This is a genomic window from Pseudomonas sp. FW305-3-2-15-E-TSA4, from assembly GCF_058787295.1.
Map to the genome: position 1 here is coordinate 192,121 of NZ_JBYSZP010000015.1, position 21,727 is coordinate 213,847.

Annotated in this window: 14 protein-coding genes and 1 pseudogene; 8 read left to right on the forward strand and 7 right to left on the reverse strand. The window is 59.8% G+C overall.

All coding sequences use genetic code 11. The annotated features are described in order from the left end of the window. Positions 1–257 precede the first annotated feature (257 nt). Together AC3WMV_RS21255 and AC3WMV_RS21260 are read left to right on the forward strand one after the other, a co-directional pair. Positions 258–2,339: a putative bifunctional diguanylate cyclase/phosphodiesterase gene (locus AC3WMV_RS21255; protein WP_027613727.1), complete on the forward strand. Its 2,082-nt coding sequence runs from the start codon at positions 258–260 to the stop codon at positions 2,337–2,339. A 244-nt stretch (positions 2,340–2,583) separates the two neighbouring features. Further along, positions 2,584–3,330: an SDR family oxidoreductase gene (locus AC3WMV_RS21260; protein ID WP_007968514.1), complete on the forward strand. Its 747-nt coding sequence runs from the start codon at positions 2,584–2,586 to the stop codon at positions 3,328–3,330. A 142-nt stretch (positions 3,331–3,472) separates the two neighbouring features. Here AC3WMV_RS21260 and mapR read toward each other — a convergent pair whose 3' ends face one another. The 3 genes from mapR to AC3WMV_RS21275 form a co-directional block, all read right to left on the reverse strand. Continuing rightward, positions 3,473–4,882 carry a GntR family transcriptional regulator MpaR gene (gene mapR, locus AC3WMV_RS21265; RefSeq protein ID WP_008087199.1) on the reverse strand — a complete coding sequence of 470 codons (1,410 nt, stop codon included), beginning with the start codon at positions 4,880–4,882 and terminating at the stop codon, positions 3,473–3,475. Between the two features lie 141 nt (positions 4,883–5,023). Next, positions 5,024–6,454, reverse strand: coding sequence for a cytochrome c oxidase accessory protein CcoG (gene ccoG, locus AC3WMV_RS21270; protein ID WP_103367609.1), 1,431 nt, complete (start codon positions 6,452–6,454; stop codon positions 5,024–5,026). Between the two features lie 195 nt (positions 6,455–6,649). After that, complete coding sequence (locus tag AC3WMV_RS21275) at positions 6,650–6,898, reverse strand: DUF3203 family protein (protein ID WP_027613724.1); 249 nt, start codon at positions 6,896–6,898, stop codon at positions 6,650–6,652. Between the two features lie 123 nt (positions 6,899–7,021). Between AC3WMV_RS21275 and AC3WMV_RS21280 the strand changes: the two genes are divergently transcribed. Further along, a complete protein-coding gene (locus AC3WMV_RS21280; RefSeq protein ID WP_027613723.1) occupies positions 7,022–7,534 on the forward strand; it encodes an MgtC/SapB family protein in 513 nt (170 codons plus the stop codon). A 40-nt stretch (positions 7,535–7,574) separates the two neighbouring features. On the opposite strand, the gene AC3WMV_RS21285 is transcribed toward AC3WMV_RS21280, so the two are convergent. Then, positions 7,575–7,733: a hypothetical protein gene (locus tag AC3WMV_RS21285; protein ID WP_003224520.1), complete on the reverse strand. Its 159-nt coding sequence runs from the start codon at positions 7,731–7,733 to the stop codon at positions 7,575–7,577. 217 nt (positions 7,734–7,950) lie between these two features. Between AC3WMV_RS21285 and AC3WMV_RS21290 the strand changes: the two genes are divergently transcribed. The 3 genes from AC3WMV_RS21290 (at position 7,951) to glgB (ending at position 15,715) form a co-directional block, all read left to right on the forward strand. Further along, the gene (locus tag AC3WMV_RS21290; protein WP_103367459.1) at positions 7,951–9,948 is read left to right on the forward strand and encodes an alpha-1,4-glucan--maltose-1-phosphate maltosyltransferase; all 1,998 of its coding nucleotides are present in this window, start codon (positions 7,951–7,953) and stop codon (positions 9,946–9,948) included. A 191-nt stretch (positions 9,949–10,139) separates the two neighbouring features. Continuing rightward, positions 10,140–13,481, forward strand: coding sequence for a maltose alpha-D-glucosyltransferase (gene treS / locus AC3WMV_RS21295; protein ID WP_027613721.1), 3,342 nt, complete (start codon positions 10,140–10,142; stop codon positions 13,479–13,481). 2 nt (positions 13,482–13,483) lie between these two features. Then, positions 13,484–15,715: a 1,4-alpha-glucan branching protein GlgB gene (gene glgB / locus AC3WMV_RS21300; protein ID WP_103367458.1), complete on the forward strand. Its 2,232-nt coding sequence runs from the start codon at positions 13,484–13,486 to the stop codon at positions 15,713–15,715. Between the two features lie 122 nt (positions 15,716–15,837). Here the strand turns inward: glgB and AC3WMV_RS21305 are convergent, their stop codons facing one another. Both AC3WMV_RS21305 and AC3WMV_RS21310 read right to left on the reverse strand, forming a co-directional pair. Then, positions 15,838–16,908 (reverse strand): autotransporter domain-containing protein, encoded by a 1,071-nt coding sequence (locus tag AC3WMV_RS21305; RefSeq protein ID WP_103367457.1) that lies wholly within the window; start codon positions 16,906–16,908, stop codon positions 15,838–15,840. A 268-nt stretch (positions 16,909–17,176) separates the two neighbouring features. After that, on the reverse strand, positions 17,177–17,959 hold the full coding sequence (locus AC3WMV_RS21310) for an endonuclease/exonuclease/phosphatase family protein (protein ID WP_027613718.1): 783 nt from the start codon (positions 17,957–17,959) through the stop codon (positions 17,177–17,179). 701 nt (positions 17,960–18,660) lie between these two features. Between AC3WMV_RS21310 and AC3WMV_RS21315 the strand changes: the two genes are divergently transcribed. After that, positions 18,661–19,035 (forward strand): DUF6124 family protein, encoded by a 375-nt coding sequence (locus AC3WMV_RS21315; protein WP_103367456.1) that lies wholly within the window; start codon positions 18,661–18,663, stop codon positions 19,033–19,035. Between the two features lie 140 nt (positions 19,036–19,175). Continuing rightward, on the forward strand, positions 19,176–19,535 hold the full coding sequence (locus AC3WMV_RS21320) for a DUF6124 family protein (RefSeq protein ID WP_492561400.1): 360 nt from the start codon (positions 19,176–19,178) through the stop codon (positions 19,533–19,535). Between the two features lie 488 nt (positions 19,536–20,023). Here the strand turns inward: AC3WMV_RS21320 and AC3WMV_RS21325 are convergent. After that, positions 20,024–21,727: pseudogene (locus tag AC3WMV_RS21325) on the reverse strand (hypothetical protein); the annotation flags it as partial.

Genomic DNA, 21,727 nt, shown 5'->3' on the forward strand with positions numbered 1-21,727 from the left:
CAGTTCGGTCGATATCTGCGATGAACGTGCTGGCTTTTTCGCGAGCAGGCTCGCTCCCACATCAATCGCGCTGATTGCCGGAATCCTGGGAACGAGGCCCGGGCCAGAGCCTCGCAAAACCATCAAACAAGCGTTTCATCGGCTTGATGGCAAAATGATTACTTTGTCAGTGCGTTCTTCTGCGCAATCAGTACAATCGCCGCATTTGCCCGGCCGAGAATGGACGCAGTACGGCGCGGGTGGTCGCGAGAATCTTCATGCTCATCGGTAATTATTCCTTCACCCTGGTTTTCATTTCTTTGTGTGTGGCGATCCTCGCGTCCTACACCGCGCTCGATTTGACCGGGCGCATCGCCAGCGCCCGTGGGCGCGCAGTGCATTTCTGGACGGCCGGCGGTGCACTGGCGATGGGGGTCGGCGTCTGGTCGATGCACTTCATCGGCATGTTGGCCTTCAAGCTGCCGATCGACTTGGGCTACGACATTGCGATTACCGCGCTGTCGCTGCTGATTGCCGTGCTGTCCTGCGGGTTTGCCCTGTGGCTGGTCAGCCAGCCGAAACTGCCGATTTGGCAATTGGCCTTTGGCGCTTTGGTCATGGGCGCCGGCATCAGTGCAATGCATTACACCGGCATGGCCGCGCTGCGCATGACGCCTGGCATCGATTACGACCCGACCCTGTTCGGCGCCTCATTGCTGATCGCGGTCGGGGCCTCGGCGGCGGCGTTATGGATCGCCTTCCGCCTGCGCCAGCACTCGCCTTATGTGCGTCTGATTCGTGGTGGTGCGGCAGTGATCATGGGCATCGCGATTGTCGGCATGCACTACACCGGCATGGCCGCCGCGCAATTTCCTGACGGCAGTTTCTGCGGTGCAACGCTCGACGGCCTCAAGGGCAACGGCCTCGACAATCTGGTGCTGATCACCACGCTGGCGGTGCTGTCGATCGCCTTGCTCACTTCGATTCTCGATGCGCGCCTTGAAGCGCGTACCGCCGATCTGGCGCATTCGCTGACCCTGGCCAACCGTGAACTGACGCAACTGGCATTGCACGACACTCTGACCGGCCTGCCGAACCGCATGCTGCTGGACGACCGGATCAATCAGGCGATGAAGAAGGTCGAGGAGCAGGGCGGTTGTTTTGCGTTGATGTTTATCGATCTGGACGGTTTCAAACCGGTCAACGATGCCTTCGGCCACCACATGGGTGACCAGTTGCTGCGTGAAGTCGGGGTGCGCCTGCGCGAAGATCTGCGCAGTCAGGATACGCTCGCGCGAATTGGCGGCGACGAGTTCGTGCTGCTGGTGCGTCTGAGCGAACCCGACGATGCTCTGGGGCTGGCCGCGCGTCAGGTCGGGTTGCTCGGTCAGGCGTTCCGCGTGGCCGAGCACGACTTGCAGATTTCTGCCAGCGTCGGCATCGCCCTGTACCCGGGTAACGGCCTGAGCGCCCAGGAACTGCTGATGAATGCCGACGCGGCGATGTATCACGCCAAGGGCAGCGGCAAAAACGGTTACAGCTTCTTCGATGCTTCGATGAACAGCAACGCGCGCAAGCAGCTGCAGCTATTGCAAGATCTGCGCGCCGCGCTGGAACACAGTCAGTTCAGCCTGTATTTCCAGCCCAAATTCGACGCCATCAGTGGTCGTCCGGTCGGTGCCGAAGCGCTGCTGCGCTGGCAGCATCCGACCCAGGGCATGTTGCTACCCGACAAATTTATCGATCTGGCAGAGAAGACCGGCCTGATCATCGCCATCGGTGAATGGGTGCTCAACGAAGCTTGCCGGCAGATGCGCGAATGGTACGTGCTCGGTTACACCGACTGGCGCATTGCGGTGAACCTCTCGGCCTTGCAGTTCTGCCACGCGGGGCTGGTGCAGAGCGTGGCCAAGGCGCTGGCGACCCACCACCTGCCGGCCAACAGCCTGACCCTGGAAATCACCGAAACCACGGCCATGAGCGACGCGGATGCGAGCATGAAGGTGTTGCAGGAGTTGTCCGACATGGGCGTCGACCTGTCGATCGACGACTTCGGCACCGGTTATTCGAGCCTGATGTACCTCAAGCGTTTGCCGGCCAACGAGCTGAAGATCGACCGCGGTTTTGTCCGGGATCTGGAGCATGACAGCGATGACGCAGCCATCGTCTCGGCGATTGTGGCGTTGGGCCAGGCACTCGGTTTGCGCATTGTAGCCGAGGGCGTGGAGACCGGCGTGCAGCAGGATTTCCTGACGCAGTTGGGCTGTGATTCGTTGCAGGGCTATCTGTTGGGGCATCCGATGCCGGCGGACGCGTTCATGCAGAACATTGCCCGTGGAGAGGCTTTGGCGGCAGTCTGACTGCATTCTGTGGCGAGGGAGCTTGCTCCCGTTGGGGCGCGAAGCGGCCCCGTTTTTACTCGGTTTCACTGTGTTGCCCGGAGTCACGGCTGCTTCGCAGCCGAGCGGGAGCAAGCTCCCTCGCCACAAAAAAACATCTCAGTCTCATGCAGGGTTTTGTCTTTGACAGAGCCCATGCAAAACCGCCCAATGGCGGTTATTCTTCAACCCGACTGTTACGTGTGCATTGGGGGGAAGGGCCAGCATGGATAAAGTCATGGTAATCACCGGTGGCGGGCGCGGAATTGGCGCCGCTACGGCGTTGTTGGCTGCCGGGCAGGGCTATCGGATCTGCATCAACTATCAGTCGGATGAACAGGCCGCGCAAAGCGTGCTGGAGCAAGTGCGGGCGCTGGGGGCGCAAGCCATTGCGGTACGCGCCGATGTCAGCATCGAAGACGAAGTGATCGCGCTGTTTCAGCGGGTCGACACCGAATTGGGGCGGGTCACCGCGCTGGTGAACAACGCCGGCACTGTCGGGCACAAGTCGCGGGTCGATGAAATGTCCGAATTCCGCATTCTCAAAATCATGAAAACCAACGTCTTGGCGCCGATCCTCTGCGCCAAGCACGCGATCCTGCGCATGTCACCCAAGCACGGCGGGCAGGGCGGCAGCATCGTCAACGTCTCCTCGGTCGCCGCTCGCCTGGGCTCGCCCAACGAGTACGTCGACTACGCCGCGTCCAAAGGCGCACTCGACACCTTCACCATCGGTCTGTCCAAGGAAGTGGCGGGTGAGGGGATTCGGGTCAACGCGGTGCGTCCGGGCTATATCTATACCGATTTCCATGCACTGAGTGGCGATCCGGATCGGGTCAGCAAGCTTGAATCGGCGATCCCGATGGCCCGGGGCGGGCGCCCGGATGAAGTGGCGGAGGCGATTGTCTGGTTGTTGTCGGACAAGGCTTCTTATGCGACCGGGACGTTTGTTGATTTGGGTGGCGGGCGCTGACCGTTGGGATTTGTGTTGCCTGATCTGGCCTTTTCGCGAGCAAGCCCGCTCCCACAGTAGACCGCATTCCATCTGGAGAAACGCGGTCTACTGTGGGAGCGGGCTTGCTCGCGAAGGCGTCATAAGCGGCAACATCTGTCTGTCAGAACGACCGCACAATCCGCCCCAACGTCTCCATCGCCTTCTCCGAATCCTCGGTCCACGGGCTGCCGTAATTCAGGCGAATACAATTCCTGAATCGCTGAGTCGGCGAGAAAATCGGCCCCGGCGCGATGCTGATGCCCTGCGCCAACGCCATCTGAAACAACTTCAACGAATCCATCTGCGGTGGCAGTTCCAGCCACAGGAAATAGCCGCCGGCCGGTTGACTAACGCGGGTCTGCGCCGGGAAATAGCGGGCAATCGCTGCGAGCATCGCGCTTTGCTGTTCTTCCAGGGCGTAGCGCAGTTTGCGCAGATGGCGGTCGTAGCCGCCGTGTTGCAGGTAGTCGGCGATGGCCGCTTGCGCCGGCATTGAGGCACACAGCGAGGTCATCAGTTTCAGCCGTTCGATTTTCTGTGCGTAACGCCCGGCGGCGACCCAGCCGATGCGGTAGCCGGGGGCCAGGCTCTTGGCGAACGAACCGCAGTGCATCACCAGCCCTTCGGTGTCGAACGCCTTGGCCGGTTTCGGCGCTTGCTGACCGTAATAGAGTTCGGCGTAGACATCGTCCTCGATCAGCGGCACCTGATGCCGGCGCAGCAGTTCCACCAGTTCCTGTTTCTTCGCCTCGGGCATGGTCGCGCCCATCGGGTTCTGGAAACTGGTCATGCACCAGCAGGCCTTGATCGGATGGCGCTCCAGGGTCTGGGCGAGCACGCCGAGGTCGATACCGTCGCGCGGGTGCACGGGGATTTCCACGGCTTTGAGTTTCAAGCGCTCCAGCACTTGCAGGCTGGCGTAGAACGCCGGTGCTTCGATGGCTACCAGATCGCCCGGTTCGGTGACCGCTTGCAGGCACAGATTCAGCGCTTCGAGGGCGCCGTTGGTGATCAGCAGTTCTTCCATCGGCAGCATCAGCCCGCCGACCATGTAGCGCAGAGCGATCTGCCGGCGCAGTTGCGGATTGCCCGGCGACATGTCGGTGACCACCATGCGCGGGTCCATCTCCCGCGCCGCACTGGCCAGCGAGCGCGACAGGCGCTGCAACGGAAACAGGGTCGGGCTGGGGAACGCCGAGCCGAAGGGCACGGTGCTCGGATCCTTGATCGATTCCAGCACCGAGAACACCAGTTCGCTGACGTCGACTTCGGTGGAGTCGTTGACGTGGCTGCTGATCACCGGCTCCGAGAACGGACTCGGTGCGTGAGTGTTGACGAAGTAACCGGAGCGCGGCCGCGCGCGGATCAGACCGCGACGTTCCAGCAGGTAATAGGCCTGGAACACCGTGGACGGGCTGACCCCGTAAGTCTGGCTGGCGTAGCGCACCGACGGCACCCGTTGCCCGGGGCCGAGCACGCCGGAGCGGATCAGTTCAGCGATGTCGTCGGCGAATTTTTCGTAGCGTTTCATCTTGGGTCCGGGTTGGGTTCATTCTGGAAGACCGCGGTGCCTTCATTCGCGAGCAGGCTCGCTTCCACACTGGATATCAGTGTCCACAAAACCCTGTGGGAGCGAGCCTGCTCGCGAATGGCCGCGCCGCAGTCTAAGGGATCAGCGATTCATCGGCGCCACAAACCTGCTTTTCGCCACGCTATAAATCTCGGGCTCGTCGCTGTCGGCGATCTTGAAGCTCAAGGTCTGCGAGCTGCTGGCCGGACGTTCGGTAGTCATCGCCACCGACACCGGCACATCGACAATCTCCCCCGGCGCCAGGCTCAGTTCGGTCTTGCCCTGCAACTGGAAGCCGTCGCCCTCCATCAGGCTCAGGGTGTAGTCCTGGCGCTGTTGGGTCTTGTTGATGACCTTGAGGGTGTAGATGTTTTCGATCTGGCCCTGACCGTTCTCGCGGAACAGCCCGCGATCCTTGGTTACATCCAGCGAGACCATGGGCCGTTCGACCAAGGCCAGCGCCAGGGCGCCGATCATCACCAGCAGCACCGCGACATAACCGATCAGCCGTGGTCGCAGCAGATGGGTCTTGCCACCCTGCAATTCGCGTTCAGAACTGTAGCGGATCAGGCCGCGCGGGTAATTCATCTTGTCCATGATCGAATCACAGGCGTCGATGCACGCTGCGCAGCCGATGCATTCCATCTGCAGGCCATCGCGGATATCAATGCCGGTCGGGCAGACCTGCACGCACAACTGGCAATCGATGCAATCACCGAGGCCGGCTTCGGCGGGTTTCACGTCGCGTTTGCGCGGGCCGCGGTTTTCGCCACGGGCGACGTCGTAGGAAATCGCCAGGGTGTCCTTGTCGAACATCACGCTCTGGAACCGCGCATACGGGCACATGTGCATGCACACCGCTTCGCGCAGCCAACCGGCGTTGATGTAAGTGGCGGCGGTGAAGAACAGAACCCAGAACAGACTGACCCCGCCGATCTGCAGGGTGAACAGCTCTTCGGCCAGCGGCCGGATCGGCGTGAAGTAGCCGACAAACGTCAGCCCGGTCATCACGCTGATCGCCAGCCACAGAGTGTGCTTGGCCGCGCGCCGCGCCAGTTTGTTCAGGCCCCAGGGCGCCGCTTGCAGTTTGATCCGCTGGTTGCGTTCGCCTTCGGTGACTTTTTCGCACCACATGAAGATCCACGTCCACGAACTCTGCGGGCAGGTATAGCCACACCAGACCCGGCCAGCGAACACGGTGATGGCGAACAGGCCGAACGCGGCAATGATCAGCAGTGCCGAGAGCAGGATGAAATCCTGTGGCCAGAAGGTCGCGCCGAAGATATGGAATTTGCTTTCGGCCAAGTCCCACAGCACGGCCTGACGACCGCCCCAGTTCAGCCACACGGTGCCGAAGAACAGCAAAAAGAGAAAGCCCGCGCCGCTGATGCGCAAGGTACGGAACAGGCCGGTGAAACTGCGGGTGTGGATGTGATTGTCGGTGGAGCCGGCCTTCGCCTTCATCGGGCGACCGGGCACATTTTTTATGGTGGGGCTTGCTTCTACGGTTCGGACGGGGATTTGTTCGCTCATGGTCATTCGCTCATCAGCCTCCATCAGGCGGACGAACTATGAGCGCCGATCTGTTTGCATAACAGACTCAGCTATTTGAATAAAAAGCGTATCAGATGGCGTTTGGTACACATCCTGCGACAACTTGAAGCAGCCCGCAGACGCAGGCGCAAACGCCTATCGCAGACGTCTGCGCCGGATGTTGATCCGGGTCAGTCAAATCACCGAATCACTCTCGTCAGCCTTCAGGTGCTTGCGGCCATCCTTCGCACCGGCGACGGTCAGTGCATCGGCTTCTGCTTCGGTGATGTAAACGCGCCGGCCTTCAATCTCTACGAACGACATGGCTTTTTCGCTATCGGTTTTGACTTCCAGCGTGTCGCAGATACGAATTTCTTCACCATTTTCGACGGTGAAAAAACACACTTTTGCTTCGGGATTGGATTCATCGATTCGAACGGGCATGAGGCTGTCCTTTTTTCATGAGTACCTGAAAGGTTAGGGCGCGTGCTTTGCCGATCGTTCTGCGCAACTGATTAATGGTCGCCGCTGTCCATCCACTAACGACCAATAAGAAAGGAGGGAGCGATGAACGCCTGGTGGCATGAAGTGTGGGTGACGCTGCAAGCGGAGTTCGCCGATGTCGGCGATGCCTCGCAACTGACGCGCATCACCGTGCGCCTGTTGATGGCGGCGGTGCTGGGCGGAATTCTCGGTTTCGAACGTGAGCACAAGGGCAAGGCTGCCGGGGTGCGTACGCACATGCTGGTGGCGTTGGGGGCGGCGCTGTTTGTGCTGGTGCCGCAAACCTCAGGGGCTGAATCCGATGCGATGAGCCGGGTGTTGCAGGGAGTGATCGCCGGGATCGGCTTTTTGGGCGCCGGGACGATTCTGAAGAATCAGGAAGGTGACGAAGGGCACGTGAAAGGACTGACCACGGCAGCCGGGTTGTGGATGACGGCGGCGATCGGCGTGGCGGCCGGGTTGGGCAGGGAAGCGACGGCGCTGCTCAGCACTTTGCTGGCGTTGGGGATTTTCAGCGTGATGCCACGGGTGGTCAGGATGTTTGAGAAGGATGGGGAGAAAAACCAGCACCTGTAACCGATCGTTCCCATGATGGTGGGAACGATCGGCTGGGTGCTTAGACGATCACCGGTGGCATCGTCGTCGGCGGCTCTTCCTTCGGCGGTGGCGTGGTGCCTGGGGGTTCCTGCTCGGGGATCGGCTGTGGCTCGGTCTCGGGCAGGGTGGGTTTGTCGATGTTCGGATCAGGCGTTTCGGCCGGGATCGGGATGTTCATCTGTAGACCTCCGTGTGGCACATGGCGTGAGAAGTGCTTAAGTGGATTGACCACCTGTTGGCGATTTCGATCCGCTTATTTGTTCAGGCAAATCCCTGTGAACTTTTCCCCGCGCCGGTCGCTCGGAACCTAAGTCAGTTCAAGTCGTGGCCGGTGCCTCATTGTGAACACTGTTCCGGCACAAGAGCGTCCTTGGGGCGTTAAGGAGAGATGCTCGATGTCTGCTGAAAAACCTTCAGAGCAGAGCTACAACCCGCACATGCCGCTGTCGCAGGCGTTGCTGCTGCCGCGCATCGTGATCGAAAACACCATGCCGACCCTCGATGGCGGGCAGTTTGCCGTGAAGTCGATCGTCGAGCGTGACGTGATCGTCACCAGCAAGGTCTTTGCCGACGGTCACGACAAGCTGGCGGTGCGCATCCGCTGGCGCGCGGAGGGCGAAGAGAGCTGGCACAGCGAGGTCATGAACGAGCTGGGCAATAACAGTTGGCAGGGGCAGTTTCGTCCCGAGCGCCAGGGCCGCTATTTGTACTGCATCGAAGCGTGGATCGACCATTTCGCCAGTTTCCAGTACGAACTGGAGAAGAAGCACAACGCCGCCGTCCCGGTGTCGCTCGAACTGCAGGAAGGGCGCAGCATGGTGTTGCAGGGCGCCGAGCGCAGCGACGGTCAGCTCAGCGAGCAACTCGCCGCCTTGCATCATGAATTGTCCGGCTTGCTCGAAACCGAGCAGGTGGCGCTGTTTCTGCACTCGCGCAGTGCGCAATTGATGGCGCAGGCCGATCACCGTGCCTATCTGAGCCTGAGCGCCGAATTCCCGGTGGATGTCGAACGGGAACTGGCCGAGTTTGCCAGTTGGTACGAGCTGTTTCCGCGCTCGATTACTGACGATCCCAAGCGTCACGGTACATTCAACGATGTGCACTCGCGCCTGCCGATGATTCAGGACATGGGTTTTGACGTGCTGTACTTCACGCCGATCCACCCGATCGGCCGCGCCCACCGCAAGGGCCGCAACAATTCCCTGACCGCAGGTCCCGATGATCCGGGCAGTCCGTACGCGATCGGCAGCGAGGAGGGTGGCCATGAGGCGATTCACTCGCAGCTCGGCACCCGCGAAGACTTCCGCCGGTTGGTGGCCGCCGCCGCTGAGCATGGCCTGGAAATCGCCCTCGATTTCGCCATTCAGTGTTCGCAGGATCACCCGTGGCTCAAGCAGCATCCGGGCTGGTTCAACTGGCGCCCGGACGGCACGATCAAATACGCGGAAAACCCGCCGAAGAAATATCAGGACATCGTCAACGTCGACTTCTATGCGCCGGACGCGATCCCCAGTCTGTGGGTCGAGCTGCGCGATATTGTGGTCGGCTGGGTCAACGAAGGCGTGAAGATCTTTCGCGTCGACAATCCGCACACCAAGCCGCTGCCGTTCTGGCAATGGCTGATCGCCGATGTACGGGCGCTGCACCCGGAAGTGATTTTCCTCGCCGAAGCGTTCACCACACCGGCGATGATGGCGCGTCTGGGCAAGGTCGGTTATTCCCAGAGCTACACCTATTTCACTTGGCGCAACACTAAGTCGGAGCTGGCGACCTACTTCAGTGAACTCAACGAGTCGCCGTGGCGTGAATGCTACCGGCCGAACTTCTTCGTCAACACGCCGGACATCAACCCGGCGTTCCTGCATGAATCAGGGCGGCCGGGGTTTCTGATCCGCGCGGCGCTGGCGACCATGGGCTCGGGCCTGTGGGGCATGTATTCCGGTTATGAGTTGTGCGAAGCGGCGCCGGTGCCGGGCAAGGAGGAATACCTTGATTCGGAGAAGTACGAGATCCGCGTCCGCGACTTCAATGCGCCGGGCAACATCATCGCCGAAATCGCCCAGCTCAATCGCATCCGCCGGCAGAACCCGGCGCTGCACACGCATCTGGGGTTGAAAATCTACAACGCCTGGAACGACAACATTCTGTACTTCGGCAAGCGCAGCTTCGACGGCAGCAATTTCATTCTGGTGGCGGTGAGCCTCGATCCGCACAACGTGCAGGAAGCCAATTTCGAGTTGCCGCTGTGGGAGATGGGCCTGCCCGACGACGCGACCACCCACGGTGAGGACTTGATGAACGGGCATCGCTGGGACTGGCATGGCAAGTATCAGTTCATGCGCATTGACCCGGCGTACCAGCCGTTCGGGATTTGGCGGATTACTGCCGCGTAAGACCTTGCTCAAAAACTTGTGGTGAGGGGATTTATCCCCGACTGGCTGCGCAGCAGCCACAAAGAACAACTGGGTAAAAACTGAATAAAAGCAGGGCCGCTTCGCAGCCCGTCGGGGATGAATCCCCTCACCACAGAGCCCCTCATCACAGGGCATCCGTGTGGTCTGACAGAATTGAACAGGAGTTTCACATGGCGAAGAAACCCAAGGCAGCCACCTTTATCAAAGACCCGCTCTGGTACAAGGATGCGGTGATCTATCAAGTACACGTCAAATCGTTTTTCGACTCCAACAATGACGGGATCGGCGACTTTCCCGGCCTGATCGCCAAACTCGATTACATCGCCGAACTCGGCGTCAACACCATCTGGCTACTGCCGTTTTATCCGTCACCACGTCGCGATGACGGCTATGACATCGCCGAATACCGCGGCGTACACAGCGACTACGGGACCATGGCCGATGCCAAGCGCTTTATCGCCGAGGCGCACAAGCGTGGTTTGCGGGTGATCACCGAGCTGGTCATCAACCACACCTCGGATCAGCACCCGTGGTTCCAGCGGGCGCGCAAGGCCAAGCCCGGTTCGGCGGCGCGGGACTTCTATGTGTGGTCGGATGACGATCAGAAGTACGACGGCACGCGGATCATCTTCCTCGACACCGAAAAGTCCAACTGGACCTGGGACCCGGTCGCCGGCCAGTACTTCTGGCACCGTTTCTATTCGCACCAGCCCGACCTCAACTTCGACAACCCGCAAGTGATGAAAGCCGTGCTGTCGGTGATGCGCTACTGGTTGGACATGGGCATCGATGGCCTGCGCCTCGACGCCATTCCGTACCTGATCGAACGCGACGGCACCAACAACGAGAACCTTCCGGAGACCCACGACGTCCTCAAGCAGATCCGTGCCGAGATCGACGCGAATTACCCGGACCGCATGCTGTTGGCCGAAGCCAACCAATGGCCGGAAGACACCCAGCTGTACTTCGGCGACACCGATGCCGAGGGCGTCAACGGTGACGAATGCCACATGGCGTTTCACTTCCCGCTGATGCCGCGCATGTACATGGCGCTGGCCCAGGAAGATCGCTTCCCGATCACCGACATTCTGCGTCAGACCCCCGAGATTCCGGCCAACTGCCAGTGGGCAATTTTCCTGCGTAACCACGATGAGTTGACGCTGGAGATGGTCACCGACAAGGAGCGCGACTACCTGTGGAACTACTACGCCGCTGACCGTCGCGCGCGGATCAACCTTGGCATTCGTCGGCGTTTGGCGCCGTTGATGGAGCGTGACCGCCGCCGCGTCGAGCTGCTCAACAGCCTGCTGCTGTCGATGCCCGGCACGCCGACTTTGTATTACGGCGACGAAATCGGCATGGGCGACAACATCTACCTCGGCGACCGCGACGGTGTGCGTACGCCGATGCAATGGTCGATTGACCGTAACGGCGGCTTTTCCCGCGCCGATCCAGCCAGTCTGGTGCTGCCGCCGATCATGGACCCGCAATACGGTTATCTCTCCGTCAACGTCGAGACTCAGGCCGGCGATCCGCATTCGCTGCTCAACTGGACGCGACGCATGCTTGCTGTGCGCAAGCAGTCCAAGGCGTTCGGCCGTGGCACGTTGAAGATGCTCTCGCCGAGCAACCGACGGATTCTGGCCTACACCCGCGAGTTCACCGACGCCGATGGCAAGCACGAAATCATTCTTTGCGTGGCCAACGTCTCGCGCAGCGCGCAGGCGGCGGAACTCGATCTGTCGGCCTACGTCGGCATGGTCCCGGTGGAGATGCTCGGCGGTAACGCGTTTCCGCCGATCGGCCAGTTGAATTTCCTCCTGACCCTGGCGCCGTACGGTTTCTACTGGTTCGCCCTGGCTGCGGAAAACCAGATGCCGAGCTGGCACGTGGAACCGGCGCAGAGCCTGCCGGACTTCACCACGCTGGTGCTGAAAAAACGCATGGAAGAACTGCTCGAAACGCCGACCCGCAACACCCTGGAGCAGAGCATCCTGCCGAGCTGGCTGCAGAACCGCCGCTGGTTCGCCGGCAAGGACGCGGCCATCGAGCAGGTCAATCTGGCCTATGGCGTGCGCTTCGGCGATGCGCAGCATCCGGTGCTGCTCAGCGAAATAGAAGTCACCAGCGCCGGGCAGACCAGCCGCTATCAACTGCCGTTCGGCTTCATCGCCGAAGATCAGGTCGGGCCGGCGTTGCCGCAGCAACTGGCATTGTCGCGTGTTCGTCGCGGGCGTCAGGTCGGTCTGATCACTGACGCGTTCAGCCTCGAAACGTTTGTCCACGCGGTGCTGCAAGGCATGCAGAGCAACACCGTGCTCAACTCCGAACAGGGCGAGATTCGTTTCGCGCCGACCGCGCAGCTGGAAAAACTCGGCCTCGGTGCCGAATCCGAGGTGCGTTATCTGTCGGCCGAGCAATCGAACAGTTCGGTGGTAATCGGCAACAGTCTGGTGCTGAAGCTGATCCGCAAGGTCGCTTCGGGTGTACACCCGGAACTGGAAATGAGCGCGTACCTGACCGAGGCCGGTTTCGCCAACATCTCGCCCCTGCTCGGCTCGGTGATTCGCCGCGATGGCGCGGGCGAAGACAACCTGCTGATGATCGCGCAAGGCTATCTGAGCAATCAGGGCGATGCCTGGGAATGGACGCAGAACAACCTCGAACGGGCGTTGCGTGATGAGCTGGCGGACGCGATGTCCGAGCAGGAACAGCATTACAACGCCCTCGGCGAACTGAAGGACTTTGCCGGCATGCTCGGCCAGCGTCTGGGCGAAATGCACCAGGTGCTGGCGGCGCCGAGCGACAATCCCGACTTCGCTCCGAAAACCACTAGCGCCAAGGACGCCCAAGCCACCGGCAAGGACGTCGCGGCGCAGGTCGAGCATGCCTTGAAGCTGCTCAAGCAACATCAGAGTCACTTGAGCGCGGCGGATCAGAAAATGGTCGCGCGGCTGCTCGACAACAAAAAAGTCATCCTCGGCCATGTGCAGGAACTCGCGCAGAAAGCCGTTGGCGGCTTGCGGATTCGCGTCCACGGTGACCTGCACCTGGGTCAGGTGCTGGTGATCAAGGGCGATGCCTATCTGATCGATTTCGAGGGTGAACCGGCGCGGCCGCTGCACGAACGGCGCGGCAAACACAGTCCGTACAAGGACGTCAGCGGCGTGCTGCGTTCCTTCGATTACGCGGCGGCGATGACCATCAACGTGCACAACGTCGATCACAGTCCAGAGTCGGAAGCGGCCCGCCATCGCGTTGCCGAGCGCTACCTGCGTGAGGCGCGCGAGGCATTTGTTCAGGCATATCGCCAAGCGGCGGCTAGTCTTGATCATGCCTGGCAGGATCCTGCGGGTGCCGACGCTGCGCTTGCGCTGTTCGGCCTGGAGAAGGCGGCCTATGAAGTGGCCTATGAAGCCGAAAATCGCCCCACGTGGCTGCCCGTGCCGTTGCACGGTTTGTATGGGTTATTGACGGGGCTTAAACCCTTTTCCGATCTTGGTGGAGAGTAGTCATGAGTTTCTCGAACAAGGAACAGGGTCACGCTAAAGAAGCGTTATTGCCGGCGGCGCGGGACATCGACGCCCTGGTGCGCGCTGAACACCACGACCCGTTTTCCATTCTCGGCCCGCACGGTGATGGTGCCGGTGGGCAGTTCATCCGCGCTTATCTGCCGGGTGCGTTGAAAGTCGAAGTGCTGGACAAGGACAGCGGTGAAGAACGCGGCGAACTGCAAGACACCGAAACACCGGGATTGTTTGTCGGTCACTTCGATCAGGCGCGGCCGTACCTACTGCGCACGCGCTGGGCCGGTGGTGAACAGGTCGCGGAAGATCCCTACAGCTTTGGCCAGTTGCTCGGCGAAATGGATTTGTATCTGTTCGCTGAAGGCAATCACCGCGACCTCAGCAGTTGCCTCGGCGCGCAACTGACCACCGTCGATGGCGTCGACGGTGTGCGTTTTGCCGTGTGGGCGCCGAATGCCCGGCGGGTGTCGGTGGTCGGTGATTTCAACGTGTGGGATGGTCGCCGCCATCCGATGCGCCTGCGGCATCCATCCGGGGTCTGGGAGTTGTTCATTCCGCGCCTGCAAGCAGGGGAGTTGTACAAGTACGAAATCCTCGGCGCTCACGGCATCTTGCCGTTGAAGGCCGACCCGATGGCCTTGGCCACCAGCCTGCCGCCGGACACCGCTTCGAAAGTCGCCGCGCCGCTGCAGATCAACTGGCAGGATCAGGACTGGATGAGCGGCCGCCGCGAGCGGCAGAAGCATTCAGCGCCGCTGTCGATCTACGAATTGCATGCCGGCTCGTGGCAGTGCGAACTGGACGATCTGGGCGAAGTCGCTCGCCAGTACACTTGGCCGGAACTGGCCGAACGACTGATTCCTTACGTCAAGGAACTGGGTTTCACCCACATCGAACTGATGCCGATCATGGAGCACCCGTTTGGCGGCTCATGGGGTTATCAGTTGCTCTCGCAATTCGCCCCGAGCGCCCGTTACGGCACGCCGGAGCAGTTCGGCGAGTTCGTCGACGCCTGTCACCGCGCCGATATCGGCGTGATCCTCGATTGGGTGCCGGCGCATTTCCCCACAGATACTCACGGTCTGGCGCAGTTCGACGGCACGGCGTTGTATGAATATGGCAACCCGCTGGAAGGCTTTCACCAAGATTGGGACACGCTGATCTACAACCTCGGGCGTACCGAAGTTCACGGCTACATGCTGGCGTCGGCGTTGCACTGGTTGAAGCATTTCCACATCGACGGTCTGCGCGTTGATGCGGTGGCCTCGATGCTTTATCGCGACTATTCGCGCAAGGCCGGCGAATGGGTGCCGAACCGCCACGGCGGGCGTGAGAATCTGGAGGCAATCGATTTCCTCCGCCACTTGAATGACGTGGTCGAGCTGGAGGCCACGGGGGCGCTGGTGATCGCCGAGGAATCCACCGCTTGGCCGGGCGTCAGTCAGAGCACCCAGCAGAGTGGTCTTGGTTTCGCCTACAAATGGAACATGGGCTGGATGCACGACTCGCTGCACTACATCCAGCAGGATCCGGTGTACCGCGCGCACCATCACAACGAATTGAGTTTCGGTCTGGTCTACGCCTGGTCCGAGCGCTTCATCCTGCCGATCTCCCACGATGAAGTGGTGCACGGCAAGCACTCGCTGATCGACAAGATGCCCGGCGACCGCTGGCAGAAATTCGCCAACCTGCGCGCCTATCTGAGCTTCATGTGGACCCATCCGGGCAAGAAGCTGTTGTTCATGGGCTGCGAATTCGGCCAGTGGCGCGAGTGGAATCACGATCAGCAACTGGACTGGTACCTGCTGCAATACTCGGAACACAAAGGCGTGCAGAAACTGGTCGGCGACCTCAATCGCTTGTACCGCGAAGAACCGGCGCTGCACGACCAGGACGATGCGCCGCAGGGTTTCCAGTGGCTGATTGGCGATGACGCGATTAATAGCGTGTACGCGTGGCTGCGCTGGAGCAAGGACGGAAAACCGGTGCTGGTGGTGGCCAACTTTACTCCGGTGCCGCGTCAGTCGTACCGGGTCGGCGTGCCGTTTGCCGGGCGCTGGAAAGAACTGCTCAACAGCGATGCCGACACCTACGCCGGGTCCAATTATGGCAATGGCGGCGGGGCGTTTACCGAAGAGGTGCCGAGCCATGGCCAGTCGCTGTCGCTGGAGCTGAATCTGCCGCCGCTGGCGGTGTTGATTCTCAAGCCGGAGGGTTGATCCGCGACCGCGTCGCTGCCATCGCGAGCAGGCTCACTCCTACATTTGGAATGCGTCTCCCTGTAGGAGTGAGCCTGCTCGCGATGGCGTCAGCTCAGAGGCCATCGCCCCTCAAGCCGAAATCACCAACGCATCCGCACCCCCAGACTGCCAATCAACCCGTTCAGATCGTTGTCATCCACGTCACTGCTGTAATCGGCGCTGACATACAGGCTGACCGCCGGCGTCACCCGCGCAACCAATCCCAGTCCTAATTCGACCGTCGATGACTTGCGACTGCTGCTGATCTTGTCGACCTGATCGAGAGTCACCGTGTTGCCGGTATACACCGTATGCCAGAGGTTGGTACGCACGTAGGGTTCCACCGGCAGACCGTTCACATCGTAACTGCCTTTGAGGCGGGCGCCGACGCGGCCGCTCCACGCCGACAGATCCGTTGACGAAGCATTGCCGGAACCCGCGTATGGGGTGTCGAGGGTGATGCGCTGGTTGATCAGTTGCGCCTGGGGTTCAACCACCCAGTTGCCGCCCAGGCCGATCGGATATCCACCTTCGACCGAGAAGGTCATTGCACTGCCTTCGGTGGCCTGGCGCGCGCCTTGTTCGTTACGACTGAAACCGCTGACCCGGCCACCGCTGGCCGACAGGTCGACATGCCAGCCCTGCGCGCCAGTCAGACGGTAATAAGCACCGAGGCTCTGGCCTTGCAGATTCAGGGTGTCGGTGGTCGGATCGGCGAGGGCGCGGCTGCTGATCAGGCCGGCGCTGTTGGCCTGGATCTGGTTGTATCCGCCAATCAGGCCGAGCGTCTGGGTGTGACCGCCGGCGCTTTGCACGGTGAGCACGGGCGGGCCTTTGAAGTCGCCGTTGCCGGGGGTGGCAAAACCTGGCGAAAGTACGTCGGTTTGCGCTTGCCGGGCGCTTTGTCCGTACAACCGGTCCCAGGCTGCTGGCGCCAGATCTTCGGTGATCAGGTCGGTGCCGCGCAAATCGGGACGTGGACTCAGGCGTTGTGGCTCGGGGGTGACAACGGTCGCCGGCAGGGTCAGAACGGGCATGTCCTGGCGACACCAGGGAGTGGTTTCATCCGCCGCAGGTCCGGCCTGCGCCTCCATGGATGAGCACAGCAGAATCGAACTCGACACTGTGCAAAACGTCACTTTGATCTCTTGTGGGGTGAATGAGCTTTTCATGGAGGTCTACCTTGCAAGCGCATGCGGGATCTCTTTTCTGGCGTCTCTCCTACCCCGAACGAGGGGCGACCGAATGGAGCGGGGCGAACCGCGGCGCTCGATTTCGCGAGTGCCGGAAGGGTCGCCCCGGTTAGTGATTCCGGGGGTAGTAAGGTAGAGATAAGAAGAGTGATGCCCATGCGTCAAGAAACTGCACGATGAGCGGTACAGCTAAATCAGGCGCTGCAAGCGTTTGTTTTTCTGCACATATCCAAGTCATTGTCTGTGCTTACAAATGCACTTCCACCGCCAGCGGCAAATGATCCGACAAGTGCGTCCACGGCTTGTTGCCGAGGATCTGCGGGTCGTGGCTGCTGGCATTGCGCAGGTAGATGCGGTCCAGGCGCAGCAGTGGAAAACGCGCAGGGTAGGTCTTGGCCGGGCGGCCGTGGTGGCGTTCGAAGGCTTCGTGCAGGTAATCGCGGCGGGCGAGGGCGGCATTGCCCTGCAGCTGCCAGTCATTGAAGTCGCCGGCAATGATGACCGGCGCATCGTCGGGCAATGATTCGAGCAACTGGCAAAGCAGCTGCAACTGCAGTTGGCGGTGGCTTTCCAGCAGACTCAGGTGCACGCAGATCGCGTGGACTTCGGCGTGGCCCGGTACGTCCAGCACGCAGTGCAGCAGGCCGCGACGCTCGGGGCCGGTGATCGACACGTCGAGGTTGCGGTATTCGCGGATCGGGTATTTCGACAGCAGCGCATTGCCATGATGACCATCGGGGTACACCGCGTTGCGCCCGTAGGCGAAATCGCTCCACATGCTGTCGGCAAGAAATTCGTATTGCGAGGTTTGCGGCCATTCCTGGTAGCGATTGGAATGGCGCTCGTGTTCGCCCACCACCTCCTGCAGAAACACCAGATCAGCCGAGGTGCTGCGCACTGCTTCGCGCAGTTCCGGCAGGATGAAGCGCCGGTTGAGGGCGGTAAAACCCTTGTGAGTGTTGACCGTCAACACGCGCAGGCGATGGATGACGGGTGCGTCTACGGCGTGACGCTTGGGATCGCTGGACACGTTCACTCCTCTGAAAAAACGGCTTCCTGTTCATGCGACTGGTCTGTGAGCGGGCAGTTCCTTCTAGATGCCTCAGGCCGTAATACAAATCACCAGAGCCGCCAGGAAACCTGTGGGAGCGAGCCTGCTCGCGAAAGCGCCTCCCGATCGACCAATCTCCGACTGAATGCACTCGGTCAAATGGTGGGAGCTAGCTTGCCAGCGATGACGGCTCACAAGCCGACCAACCTCCCAACTGAATGCACTCGTTCCAACTGTGGGAGCGAGCCTGCTCGCGAAAGCGGCCTGCCAGGCACCATCAAAACTACAGGAGCAATCCCGGTTCTCCACACACACAATAAACGCACCCCTGCAATCACGTTTAAAGTACACGAACCGTTACGCCATAACGGCTACAACGCCTTGCGCCGTTACCTACGCGTACGCCAGAATCCGCCGGCTTACACGACCATACCCTGCGCTATATCGTTTCCCTGCCACTGCCCATCGGTGGTTGGGTTTAGTAGCCCGTATGGTTTTAGTAAGTGCATGAGTCCCATTGAGCCAGGCGTATCTATGCCTGCACTTCGATGGTGGTTGTGCGCAGGGCGCTCTTGAGCGCGCCGGTCTTGCTAATTCCTCCGGTCTACTAACCTGTGCACAGCCGCCACCCTTCTTTTAGTAGAGAACGGTCGCGGCCCTCAATCAGGAATTAGATATTTATGTTCAAAGCCACACCCAACCCCCCAGACGTCGACCGGATCCCATACGACCCGGCCCTCGACCCGCAGAAGATAAAAGCGGCAACCGACCGCGCCATCAACTTCTACCTCAACCCCGGCGCATTGAAGATCTCGATCCCTTCAACCTCGTCATGCAAGGCGAACAGAATCTTCCTTATCGACCCCACCGTGGACGAAGAAACCTTGCTCGTCGAAGCCTGCGAATCCTTGGCCGCCGCCAGCGACATGGCCCGCGATATCGGCGACACCGTCGAAAACCCACAGCGCCGGGCCATGCTGATGCTGCATCAGGTGATCATGCTCAGTGAACTGATGGTCAACCGGGTACTCGACGGCCGCGGCGTGCCGAACTAACTGCCCGATCCCCTGTAGGAGCTGCCGAAGGCTGCGATCTTTTGATTTTGCTTTTAAAAAACAAGATCAAAAGATCGCAGCCTTCGGCAGCTCCTACAGGGAGTCATTCTTCCAAAGTACCTTGATCGGAGCTCCAGCTGATGTCCGAAACCCAAGCCAATCCGCCAATCACAGACCCGCTATCACCCTACGAATCCCTCAACTCCAGAAAACTCCATGAAGCCGCCGAACGCGCCCTCGACCACTACCTCGCGCCCGCGCAAATCATGGCAACGCCATACACCCCTAGCAGCATGTTCCTCGTCAATCCACAAACCGACACCGAATCCCTGCTGGCCAACGCCTGCGAATCCCTGGCCTCGGCCACGGTGATGCTCGGTGATTTCGCCGGGACGCTGGAGGGACCGAGTCGTAATACAGCGTTGGGCATTGCGCAGGTGGTGATGCTGGGGGAGTTGGCGGTGAATCAGGTGCTGGATAATGTTGTGCCAAAGGAATAGCCGACAGCAGTAATGGCCTCATCGCGAGCAGGCTCACTCCTACAGTGGATCTGCGTTGGTCACTGGTTAAGTGCCCGGCAAAGATCCCTTGTAGGCGTGAGTCTATTAAATAAATTCGTCCCCTTATCACGCCTTATTCCAGATTGTTTTTCGCAGCCCAAGAATTGGCCTGCATATGTTTTGAGTAATGGAGGTGAGTATTCGGATACAGCTGTGCTCGGGTTAATTGCTCGGGGTAACACTTTCGTGGGAAAGCATTACCCCGGCCAACAACCTCCTGTGTTCACTTCAGTTCATCGAAAACACACCAGCTTTAGGAGCAACTGCTAAGCACCTCCCCATCAAGGAGAGGCGCTTAGCGTGGATTACCGTTTTTTGAATCAACGATGCTCTTGGAAAAGTGATCTCCTCTGAACTTATGTTCCGGGGGAGCACCTTTTGCTCATCTGCGCCCCTTCCACCGGTGTATTCCAAGCAACAGAAACTTTTTAGTTTTTGAAGGCGATCGTGTTTAACCTGAAATAATTAAGTTGATTAAGTTCACCCGTCGCCGTGAGTACGAATTGGATAGTATCGAACGCCTGACCGTTGTCCGGGGCGACGGTTCTTTCAAAAATTTGATGGTCGTGGTTGGTGCTGCCCTCGTAGAACGTCATTGAGGACACCACACTATTTTTTTGTATGAACTCTAGCTTGATTTTTAATTGCCGCGCAGCCAAGTGGCAATTGATTGTCATACTCTTGGCATCATTTTGATGCAGTGCTATTGAGTACGCAAATGTGTCGAAAACACTTATGCGCCTTAGATAGCTCCACAGACCCGTGGAATAGTCAAACACCGAGCTGCGACAGCTACCATACCCCTCAGTGTTTACAATAACCGTCGTTTTGGTTTTCGTCCCCTGCATGAAGCTCCCTGGAGCTATGATCGTGTTCTCGGCATTCGGTCGTGGATATGTCTGAAAGTCTTCGACGAGGAAAACAGGAGCGACCACGTTCACTATCCACTCTCCCGACTCCGTCCCGCTGCCATACAACGCCTTGGCTTTGAACACATGCTTCGTACGTGTCAGCCCGGTCAGTTCAACCGTCCATATGCCATTTCCATTGGCCTCGACCCTTTTGCCAGTGGAGCTGTTACCGTCGAAAATTTCCACCTCAAGATACTTGGTCGCCGTCCCCCTCAGACGAATAGTGGTGTCAACAGTGCTTCCATCATTGCTGATTGGCTGCCCTTTGGAATCCTCCGCACCGGTGATGGCCGGCCGGACCCCATTCAATACGGTCAGGCGCCAGGTATTCGACGGCGGGTTATTTGCGTATTGACCAATGGCCTTGAAGGTATGCAACACGTCCAGTGATAACCCGCTCACGGTACGGGTCCAGATGGAGTTACTGTTTGCCTTGGCCTTGCCTTTGGAGACCGCACCGAGGAAAACTTCCACCTCCTGGCCGTCCGGCGCGGAGCCAGTGAGCGTGACGCTGGTGTGCACGGTGTAACCGTTTTCGCGGATGTTCCAGTTGCTCTCGTCTTTTACTGATGTGATGGCCGGTGTGTCGGCAGCCACCACGACCACGATCCGCGGAAGCGATACCTCCTCATTACCATACCGCGCAGTAGCGGTGAAGCTATGGGTGTCGGCGCTCAGCCCCGTCACAGGGAACTCCCAGTCACCACTCAGTGGATCGACGTCGGCTGTCCCTTTGATGGTATTGCCGTCCTTGATCTGGACTTTCTGACCTTTAGCGCCTTTCCCTTTAAGCTTGATCGAAGTGTCAACGGTCGTGGCGCCCGGGAGAATCTCATTCCCTTTGGAGTCTTCTGCACGGCTGATGGTCGGCGCGGTCGGAGCGGTTACGACCACGATCCGCGGATCCGATACCACTCCACTGCCATACTGCGCGGTGGCGGTGAAGCTATGGGAGGCGACGGTCAGGCCCGTTACGGAGAACTCCCAGTCACCACTCAGTGGATCGACGTCGGCTGTCCCTTTGACGGTATTGCCGTCCTTGATCTGGACTTTCTGACCTTTAGCGCCTTTCCCTTTAAGCTTGATTGAGGTGTCAGTGGTCGTGGCACCCGGGAGAATTTCTTCCCCTTTGGAATTTTCCGCTCGGGTAATTTCTGGCCGCACATCCTCAATCGCTTTGATCGTGTAAGTGCGCACAGGGAAAACCACTGCCTCGCTCTC

Excerpts from the sequence above, each read along its gene's own strand:
- AC3WMV_RS21255 (WP_027613727.1), top strand. The coding sequence starts at position 258 with ATGCTCATCGGTAATTATTCCTTCACCCTGGTTTTCATTTCTTTGTGT.
- AC3WMV_RS21275 (WP_027613724.1), bottom strand. The coding sequence starts at position 6,898 with ATGCCCGTTCGAATCGATGAATCCAATCCCGAAGCAAAAGTGTGTTTT.
- AC3WMV_RS21290 (WP_103367459.1), top strand. The coding sequence starts at position 7,951 with ATGTCTGCTGAAAAACCTTCAGAGCAGAGCTACAACCCGCACATGCCG.
- AC3WMV_RS21315 (WP_103367456.1), top strand. The coding sequence starts at position 18,661 with ATGTTCAAAGCCACACCCAACCCCCCAGACGTCGACCGGATCCCATAC.
- AC3WMV_RS21280 (WP_027613723.1), top strand. The coding sequence starts at position 7,022 with ATGAACGCCTGGTGGCATGAAGTGTGGGTGACGCTGCAAGCGGAGTTC.
- glgB (WP_103367458.1), top strand. The coding sequence starts at position 13,484 with ATGAGTTTCTCGAACAAGGAACAGGGTCACGCTAAAGAAGCGTTATTG.
- AC3WMV_RS21320 (WP_492561400.1), top strand. The coding sequence starts at position 19,176 with ATGTCCGAAACCCAAGCCAATCCGCCAATCACAGACCCGCTATCACCC.
- AC3WMV_RS21305 (WP_103367457.1), bottom strand. The coding sequence starts at position 16,908 with ATGAAAAGCTCATTCACCCCACAAGAGATCAAAGTGACGTTTTGCACA.
- AC3WMV_RS21285 (WP_003224520.1), bottom strand. The coding sequence starts at position 7,733 with ATGAACATCCCGATCCCGGCCGAAACGCCTGATCCGAACATCGACAAA.
- AC3WMV_RS21260 (WP_007968514.1), top strand. The coding sequence starts at position 2,584 with ATGGATAAAGTCATGGTAATCACCGGTGGCGGGCGCGGAATTGGCGCC.
- ccoG (WP_103367609.1), bottom strand. The coding sequence starts at position 6,454 with ATGAGCGAACAAATCCCCGTCCGAACCGTAGAAGCAAGCCCCACCATA.
- mapR (WP_008087199.1), bottom strand. The coding sequence starts at position 4,882 with ATGAAACGCTACGAAAAATTCGCCGACGACATCGCTGAACTGATCCGC.
- treS (WP_027613721.1), top strand. The coding sequence starts at position 10,140 with ATGGCGAAGAAACCCAAGGCAGCCACCTTTATCAAAGACCCGCTCTGG.